Genomic DNA, 7,739 nt, shown 5'->3' with positions numbered 1-7,739 from the left:
CACGGGCCTTCTCCGATGGTGCAAACGAACTAACGAAGGGTACGACAGTGGCCACGCCTCCTATGCCACCTGCTACGGACGTCGCTATCAGCCACGTACGGCGGCTGCTGTCGACGCGGTCATCTTCTTTGTCTCGCATCACATCGCCCCACTTCTGAGTTGGATTTTTTCCGTCACGCCGTTCTACCGCCGCTAGTGTGCTCGAATGGAGTCGCCATTTACAAGGCCCGGCCTCCAAAAAGCGTGCGAAGTGCTTGAAAAATCAGGGTTTTCCCGCACGCACAGCAAACTTTTTCTATCGTGCTTTTAAGCGCGTTCTGCGTTCCGGTAAATTTTTGCCAATCAGACGGGATTATGGATATCGATAAAGACATGCTCGATGTCGAAAGCCTCGGACAAATGCGCACCGAGCGCCTGTACGCCGAAGCGTTCGGTGGCGTGGTGCCCTGCGGCAACGAACGCGACGCCGCTTTCGGCCGAGGTATGGGTGGTCTGCTCCGAGATTTCGCCTGTCAGGTAGACGTCCGCGCCGGCCTCGATGGCGTCGTCGAAGTAGCCCTGCGCGCCGCCCGTGCACCACGCGATGCGCCGCAGTTCCCAGTCTGGGTCGCCCAGCACGAGTGGCGCCCGGCCCAGCGTGTGCTCGACCTGCGCCACGAAGTGAGCGAGGGTGACGGGCATGGGCAGAGTCGTCATCCAGCCGATACCGTTCTCGCCGAAACGCGTCTCGCCGATCAGGCCGAGCCGCGCGCCCAGTTGCGCGTTGTTGCCGTACTCGGGATGGTCGTCGAGCGGCAGGTGATAGGCGAACAGATTGAGGTCGTTGGCGAGTAGCGCGCGCAGGCGCCGGTATTTGCGGCCCGTGATTTGCGGCTGCTCATTGCGCCAGAAGTAGCCGTGATGGACGAGTAGCGCGTCAGCGCCCCACTCCAGCGCGGCTTCGACGAACGCGAGCGACGCGGTGACACCGGTGGCGATTTTCTCGATGCGGCGCCGGCCTTCCACCTGGAGCCCATTCGGGCAATAGTCCTTGAACCGCGCAATATCGAGAAGATTGTTCAGATACAATTCCAGTTCGATGCGATCCATATAATTCCTCTATCTTCAGATGCTTAGACGCTTTTGGCTGTTCTTCGCCCAGGCGGTGACGGTATTGCTCGCGCTGATGTTCATTATCGCGACGCTGAAACCGCAGTGGCTGCAGCGTCAGGGACAATTCGGCAAGCAACTCGCCGCGCCTATTGTCGCGTTGCGGGAAGTGGCGCCAGGCATCGGCAACGGCCCGGCACAGGGCTCTTATGCCGACGCGGCCCAGAAAGCGATGCCCGCGGTCGTCAACGTGTTTTCCAGCAAGGACGGCTCCCTGCCGCCGGACCCGCGCGCCAAAGACCCGCTGTTCCGCTACTTCTTCGGCGACCGCAACAACAGCCGCAAGCAACAGGACCAGCCGGCGGCGAATCTCGGTTCGGGCGTCATCGTGAGCCCGGAAGGTTACATTCTAACGAACCAGCACGTGGTGGACGGCGCCGACCAGATCGAGATCGCGCTCTCCGACGGACGCACCACTACCGCAAAAGTGATCGGCGTGGACCCCGAAACGGACCTCGCCGTGCTGAAGATCGATCTGCCGAATCTGCCGGTCATCACGCTTGGTCGCATGAACCAGACGCGTGTGGGCGACGTGGTGCTCGCCATCGGCAACCCGTTCGGCGTCGGCCAGACGGTGACGATGGGCATCATCAGCGCGCTCGGTCGCAATCACCTCGGCATCAACACATTCGAAAACTTTATCCAGACCGACGCGCCCATTAATCCGGGTAACTCGGGCGGCGCGCTTGTCGACGTGAACGGCAACCTGCTCGGCATCAACACGGCCATTTACTCGCGCTCGGGCGGCTCGCTCGGCATCGGCTTCGCCATTCCGGTTTCCACGGCGCGCAGCGTGCTGGAAAGCATCATCACGACGGGTACGGTGACGCGCGGCTGGATTGGCGTGGAGCCGCAGGACGTGACGCCGGAGATTGCGGAGTCGTTCGGTCTCGACCAGAAGTCCGGCGCGATTGTGGCCGGCGTGCTGCGCGACGGCCCCGCGGACAAGGCCGGCATCAAGCCCGGCGACATCCTGCTGAGCGTGAACGGGGAAGAGATCACGGACACCACGCGCCTGCTCAACGTGATCGCGCAGATCAAGCCGGGCACGGACGCGAAGGTGCACCTCGTGCGCAAGAACCGGCCGCTGGACCTCGACGTGATGATCGGCAAGCGGCCGCCGCCGCCGAAGCAGCAATCCGATCAGGACGACGGCTCGGACGACGGGGGCTGAGGAATTCGGATGAAAGGGCGGCCCGGGCGGGAGAACTAAGTGGGCGCCCTCCGCTTCAGTTGGCCGCTTCGCTGCTGTCGGCAGCCGGCGCGGGCTTCGAGACGAAGAGCCGCGCGGCAATAATCCCCGCCTCGTACAAAACGATGAGGGGCACCGCGAGAATCAGTTGGGAAAAGACGTCGGGCGGCGTCACGACCGCGGACACGACGAACGCGCCCACAATCACGTAAGGCCGGATCTCCTTCAGCTTCTTCACCGAAAGCACACCCATGCGCACCAGCAGCACCACGACGATGGGCACCTCGAACGTCACCCCGAACGCGAGGAACATGGTGAGCACGAAGCTCAGGTAGTTATCGATGTCGGTGGTCATCTCCGCGCCCAGCGGCGCGTTGTAGTGCGCCATCACGCGGAAGATGGTGGGAAACACCACGAAATACGCGAACGCCATGCCGCACAGGAAGAGCGAATAGCTGCTTACCACCAACGGTGCCACGAGCCGCTTTTCGTGCTGGTAGAGCCCGGGCGCGATGAACGCCCAGATCTGGTACAGCACCACAGGCAGCGCGATGACGAACGCGACCATCATCGTCACCTTCATGGGCACGAAGAACGAGCCGGTGACGTCGGTGACGATCATCTTTCCGTCTTTCGGCAGGTTCTGCATGAGCGGCCGCGCGAGCAGCTTGAAGATGTCCGGTGCCCAGTAGACAAGCCCCACGAACACGACAATGACGGCAATACCGGCCCGGATGATGCGGTCGCGCAGTTCGACGAGATGGGAGATGAAGGTCTCTTCAGTGCCTTCGTGCTGGTTATGCTGGGGGTCGCTCACACCGGCCCTCGGTTGGAGATGGTCGCTCGGGACATCAGAAGAAGAAGCGCGTAGGGCGGCGCAGGCTTTCGGGCGTGTGCCGTGCGACGCGCGCGGCACCCGACTGCACGCGCGTGCGGCGCAGCGTGGCGCGTTTGTACCATACCGGCGTGGCAGTCGTTTTGACGCGCCAACTCTTGCCGCCCCGGCTGCGCCTCGATCCGCCGGTGGATACCAGGCTGTTGTTCCAGAAGCTGCCGGTGCTGCCGCCCGTGGTACCGGAGGTGTCGCCACCCAGCGCGGCCGGATCTGCACCGCCCGCCACACTCGGCGAAACCGACGTCCCTGCGTTCCATGCCTCGTTCAACTCGGTTTCGTGCTTGCGCAGGTTGTCGTGGATGGTGGTCTCCACGTTCTGCGCCGCGTTTTCGAACTCAGTCTTCATGCGACGCAGTTCGTCGAGTTCGATTTCGCGCGTGACTTCCGCCTTCACGTCGTTGATGTAACGCTGCGCGCGACCGAACAGCGCACCTGCCGTGCGTGCGACACGCGGCAGCCGCTCTGGCCCGAGAACAACGAGCGCGACGACGCCGATCAGCGCCATCTTGGTGAGACCGAGGTCCAGCATGAATGGAAGCTTCCGTCAGTCCGGAACAGGAAAGGGAAAAGGCGTACGCCGTTAAGGCGGGCGCCGTGCGAAACCTTAGCGCGAGTCGCCCGAACGCGCTTTTTCCTTCGCGTCGACGTCCACCGTGTTCGATTCCGGCAGCTCGCGCTTTTGCGCATCCGACGGCGCGTCGGCGTCGCGCATGCCTTCCTTGAAGCCCTTCACCGCACCGCCCAGATCGCTGCCGATATTGCGCAGTTTCTTCGTGCCGAACACGAGCGCCACGATCAGCAGAACAATCAGCCAGTGCCAGATACTCAACGAACCCATGATCAAAACTCTCCTTAACCCCGCTGCCGCGCTTTGGCGCGGCGATTGACGATCCGGACGGTTGCCGGACCTGGAGCCTCAAAAGCTCCTTCAATGCTCTTCGTACTGAACGCAGCCATCATGCCTCGCGCACGTGTACCAACCGTGTCGTGCCGCGACCTTCAGCCCATGCGCTGCCACGGACGCGGCCCCGCCAGGATATGCGCGTGCAGATGGTATACCTCTTGCCCGCCACCGGGACCCACGTTGACCACCGTCCGGAAACCGGTTTCGCCGCCGGTGTAGGACACACCCAGCTCCTTTGCGATGCGCGCGACCAGCACAAACATTCTACCAAGCAGAGGGGCGTCGCTTTCGGTGCAATCGGAGAGCGTGGCGATGTGCTGGCGCGGGATCACGAGCACGTGCGTTTCGGCCGCCGGACGGATATCGCGAAAGGCGAGGAATTCGTCGTCCTCATAGACGCGGTTGCTGGGAATCGCGCCATCGGCGATCTTGCAGAAAAGACAGCTGCTGCGGTCGTGACTCATGGGTATTCCTGATGCGCTTTGGGGCACGCTGTGTGCAAATAGGGACGCAAGGTGGCTGGCAACGACCGGTCAGAACCACCCGCGCGGGTTCAGCAGGGGTTTGTTGTCGTACAGAAACAGCCAGCCCTTGATAATACGGTACAACGTCCAGATGGCAACAGCCCACAAAATCGGAATGCCGATCACGACGATGATGAGCGCGAGGCCGATCAAATGAGCGATCAGTCCCATCCAGAAGGTGCGGATCTGCCACTCGAAGTGCTGTTCGTACGGCGTGCCGGCCACGTCGCCGCGCTTCAGGTAATTGATGATGATCGCGACCAGCACCGAGATGCCGCCGGTGAGCCAATACACGGCGTAGAGCGCGTAGAGCACGTGCGTGAGCGTACGCAGGCCGCGCAGGCGATCCGCGTCCAGCGCGTTGTGGTACGAGGGAGGCGGATATCCGCCGGGCGATTGCTCCATCTTTGTCTCCCTGTTGCGATGGCAAGCTGGTATTGAAGATGGTAGCAGCCGCGCACCCGGCTGCATCCCGGCAGCGTCAAAACCGCGTGCGCTTGTGGTCCGCTAGCGGCGTGCTCGTGCAGAAGCCGGCTTCAGTCGCCGTTCTGCTCGCGCTCGCGGCTCTTGCGCAACGCCTTTTCCTCGAGCCCGGACAGCCCTTCCCGGCGCTCCAGCTCAGCCAGCACGTCGGCCGGACTCAGGTCGAAATGCGAAAGCATGACGAGGCAGTGGAACCACAAGTCCGCGACTTCACCCACGAGGCTTGTGGGCGCGCCGCCCTGACGCACGTCCTTGGCGGCGAGCACCACTTCGGTGGCCTCCTCGCCGATCTTCTTGAGCACTGCATCGTCGCCCTTGTGGAAAAGGCGCGACACGTACGAAACGTCGGGGTCGCCGCCCTTGCGGCTATCGATCACGGCCGCGAGGCGCAGCAGCGTGTCGGTGGTGGATTGCGTCATTTGTAGATGTGTTCGGGATCTTTCAGCACGGGATCGACCGCGACCCACTCGCCGTCGTCTGCCGTGCCTTCGAATTTCTGGAAAAAGCAGGAGTGGCGGCCGGTGTGGCAAGCGATGCCGGAGACCTGCTCGACCTTGAGCAGCACCACGTCCTCGTCGCAGTCGAGCCGTACTTCGTGCACGTGCTGTACGTGCCCCGACTCTTCGCCCTTGAACCACAGCCGCTGCCGCGAGCGCGAGAAGTACACCGCCCGGCCCGTTTCGACCGTCTTCGCGAGCGCCTCGCGGTTCATCCACGCGAACATCAACACGTCGCCCGTGGCAGCTTCCTGGGCGATCACGGGCACGAGTCCGTTCGCGTCCCAGTGAACCTTGTCGAGCCAGCTTGCCTCGCTCGCCTGCGTTGCCGGTGCGTTCGTCACGTCACAACCTCACCGAAATGCCGCGCTCGGCCATGAAGCGCTTGGCCTCGCCCACGGTGTGCTCGCCGTAGTGGAAGATGCTCGCGGCCAGCACGGCGTCCGCGTGACCTTCGGTGATGCCGTCGGCGAGGTCCTTGAGCGAACCGACCCCGCCCGACGCGATCACCGGCACCGGCACGGCGTCCGACACGGCGCGCGTGAGCGCGAGGTCGAAACCGCTCTTCGTGCCGTCGCGGTCCATGCTGGTGAGAAGAATTTCGCCCGCGCCGTGCTCGGCCATCTGCTGCGCCCACTGCACGGCGTCGAGGCCGGTCGGCTTGCGCCCACCGTGCGTGAACACCTCCCAGCGCGGCGTTTCGCCCTCGGCCGAGACACGTTTCGCGTCGATCGCCACGACGATGCACTGCGAGCCGTACTTGCCGGTGGCATCGCGCACGAGCTGCGGATTCGCAACCGCCGACGAGTTCATGCTGATCTTGTCCGCGCCCGCGTTCAGGAGGCGCCGCACGTCTTCCACGGTGCGCACGCCGCCGCCCACGGTGAGCGGAATGAACACCTGCGAGGCGACCGCTTCGATGATCGGCAGGATCAGATCGCGCTGGTCGGAGGTGGCGGTGATGTCGAGAAAGGTGAGCTCGTCGGCGCCCTGCTCGTCGTAGCGGCGGGCGATTTCGACCGGGTCGCCGGCGTCGCGCAGTTCGACAAAGTTGACGCCCTTGACCACGCGTCCAGCCGTGACGTCGAGACAGGGGATGATGCGTTTAGCCAGAGCCATGATCGATCGTGCCAGTGGTGAGCCGTGCGGCGCTGTGCCGCGTGATAAGGCGTTGTTTGAGACGGTTTTCGGTGCCTGTGCCGGGGCGCTTATCGCGTCGTTTCGCACCGTTTCGTGCCGTTTTCTCGCCGCCTGTAGACGACGTATCGAGCGTATCGTGTGCCGCTCGTGGGCAGCCTATGTGCAGCCCGCCGAATACCGCCGCCGCGGCGCGAGCCGCGCCTCAGGCGTCGTCTGATTCGCGCAGGCTGTCCGCGCGGGCCTGAGCTGCCGCGAAGTCCAGATCGCCGGAGTAAATCGCGCGGCCGCAGATCACGCCTTCAATGCCTTCGTCCTCGACTTCGCACAGCGCGTCGATGTCGCCCAGATTCGAAAGGCCGCCGCTCGCGATCACCGGAATCTTCACGGCGCGCGCGAGGCGCACGGTTGCTTCGATGTTGATGCCCTGGAGCATGCCGTCCCGGCCAATGTCCGTATAGACAATCGACTCGCAGCCGTAGTCTTCGAACTTGCGTGCGAGGTCGATCACTTCGTGGCCCGTGAGCTTGCTCCAGCCGTCCGTGGCAACCTTGCCGTCGCGCGCATCGAGCCCGACGATGATGTGGCCGCCAAACGCCGTGCACGCTTCCTGCAGGAAGCCCGGGTTCTTCACTGCGGCCGTACCGATGATCACGTACGAAAGGCCGTCGTCGAGATACCGCTCGATCGTGTCCAGATCGCGGATGCCGCCGCCCAGCTGCACCGGAATTTCGTCGCCCACTTCCGCGATGATCGCGCGGATGGCCTCCTCGTTCTTCGGCTTGCCGGCAAACGCGCCGTTCAGGTCCACGAGGTGGAGCCGCCGTGCGCCGCGGGAGACCCAATGCCGCGCCATGGCTGCCGGTTCCTCGGAAAAAATGGTCGCCTGGTCCATATCGCCCTGTTTGAGGCGCACACATTGACCGTCTTTGAGATCGATGGCCGGAATCAGCAGCAT

Annotated in this window: 13 protein-coding genes; 2 read left to right on the top strand and 11 right to left on the bottom strand. The window is 63.6% G+C overall.

The window, feature by feature from the left end:
- A partial coding sequence (locus PKKP23_RS28685; protein WP_275094587.1) for a ubiquinol-cytochrome c reductase iron-sulfur subunit N-terminal domain-containing protein occupies positions 1–139 on the bottom strand: 139 nt, incomplete at its 3' end.
- 203 nt (positions 140–342) lie between these two features.
- Complete coding sequence (locus tag PKKP23_RS28680) at positions 343–1,089, bottom strand: Nif3-like dinuclear metal center hexameric protein (RefSeq protein WP_126879354.1); 747 nt, start codon at positions 1,087–1,089, stop codon at positions 343–345.
- 19 nt (positions 1,090–1,108) lie between these two features.
- Between PKKP23_RS28680 and PKKP23_RS28675 the strand changes: the two genes are divergently transcribed.
- Complete coding sequence (locus PKKP23_RS28675; RefSeq protein ID WP_017777233.1) at positions 1,109–2,323, top strand: Do family serine endopeptidase; 1,215 nt, start codon at positions 1,109–1,111, stop codon at positions 2,321–2,323.
- 55 nt (positions 2,324–2,378) lie between these two features.
- On the opposite strand, the gene tatC is transcribed toward PKKP23_RS28675, so the two are convergent.
- From tatC to hisF, 8 genes are all read right to left on the bottom strand, one after another.
- Positions 2,379–3,158 (bottom strand): twin-arginine translocase subunit TatC, encoded by a 780-nt coding sequence (gene tatC, locus PKKP23_RS28670; protein ID WP_017777232.1) that lies wholly within the window; start codon positions 3,156–3,158, stop codon positions 2,379–2,381.
- Positions 3,159–3,192: 34 nt separating this feature from the next.
- A complete protein-coding gene (gene tatB / locus PKKP23_RS28665) occupies positions 3,193–3,765 on the bottom strand; it encodes a Sec-independent protein translocase protein TatB (RefSeq protein WP_017777231.1) in 573 nt (190 codons plus the stop codon).
- 75 nt (positions 3,766–3,840) lie between these two features.
- Entirely contained in the window at positions 3,841–4,074 is a 234-nt protein-coding gene (tatA, locus tag PKKP23_RS28660; RefSeq protein ID WP_114814038.1) for a Sec-independent protein translocase subunit TatA, read from the bottom strand.
- A 161-nt stretch (positions 4,075–4,235) separates the two neighbouring features.
- Positions 4,236–4,604 (bottom strand): histidine triad nucleotide-binding protein, encoded by a 369-nt coding sequence (locus PKKP23_RS28655; RefSeq protein ID WP_017777229.1) that lies wholly within the window; start codon positions 4,602–4,604, stop codon positions 4,236–4,238.
- A gap of 69 nt (positions 4,605–4,673) precedes the next feature.
- Positions 4,674–5,069: a DUF4870 family protein gene (locus PKKP23_RS28650; RefSeq protein ID WP_017777228.1), complete on the bottom strand. Its 396-nt coding sequence runs from the start codon at positions 5,067–5,069 to the stop codon at positions 4,674–4,676.
- A 131-nt stretch (positions 5,070–5,200) separates the two neighbouring features.
- A complete protein-coding gene (locus PKKP23_RS28645; protein ID WP_017777227.1) occupies positions 5,201–5,566 on the bottom strand; it encodes a phosphoribosyl-ATP diphosphatase in 366 nt (121 codons plus the stop codon).
- Positions 5,563–5,988 carry a phosphoribosyl-AMP cyclohydrolase gene (gene hisI / locus PKKP23_RS28640; RefSeq protein ID WP_017777226.1) on the bottom strand — a complete coding sequence of 142 codons (426 nt, stop codon included), beginning with the start codon at positions 5,986–5,988 and terminating at the stop codon, positions 5,563–5,565. The genes PKKP23_RS28645 and hisI overlap by 4 nt, the downstream gene beginning before the upstream one ends.
- 1 nt (position 5,989) lies before the next feature.
- Positions 5,990–6,763: an imidazole glycerol phosphate synthase subunit HisF gene (hisF, locus tag PKKP23_RS28635; RefSeq protein ID WP_026121935.1), complete on the bottom strand. Its 774-nt coding sequence runs from the start codon at positions 6,761–6,763 to the stop codon at positions 5,990–5,992.
- Between hisF and PKKP23_RS28630 the strand changes: the two genes are divergently transcribed.
- Positions 6,762–7,001 (top strand): hypothetical protein, encoded by a 240-nt coding sequence (locus PKKP23_RS28630; protein WP_126879353.1) that lies wholly within the window; start codon positions 6,762–6,764, stop codon positions 6,999–7,001. The genes hisF and PKKP23_RS28630 overlap by 2 nt on opposite strands.
- Here the strand turns inward: PKKP23_RS28630 and hisA are convergent.
- The gene (gene hisA / locus PKKP23_RS28625; protein ID WP_017777224.1) at positions 6,987–7,739 is read right to left on the bottom strand and encodes a 1-(5-phosphoribosyl)-5-[(5-phosphoribosylamino)methylideneamino]imidazole-4-carboxamide isomerase; all 753 of its coding nucleotides are present in this window, start codon (positions 7,737–7,739) and stop codon (positions 6,987–6,989) included. The genes PKKP23_RS28630 and hisA overlap by 15 nt on opposite strands.

This window comes from Paraburkholderia kururiensis JCM 10599 = LMG 19447, from assembly GCF_003986935.1.
GTDB lineage: Bacteria > Pseudomonadota > Gammaproteobacteria > Burkholderiales > Burkholderiaceae > Paraburkholderia > Paraburkholderia kururiensis.
The sequence above is the reverse complement of the archived record's forward strand: the minus strand, read 5'-3'. Positions and strand labels throughout refer to the sequence as shown.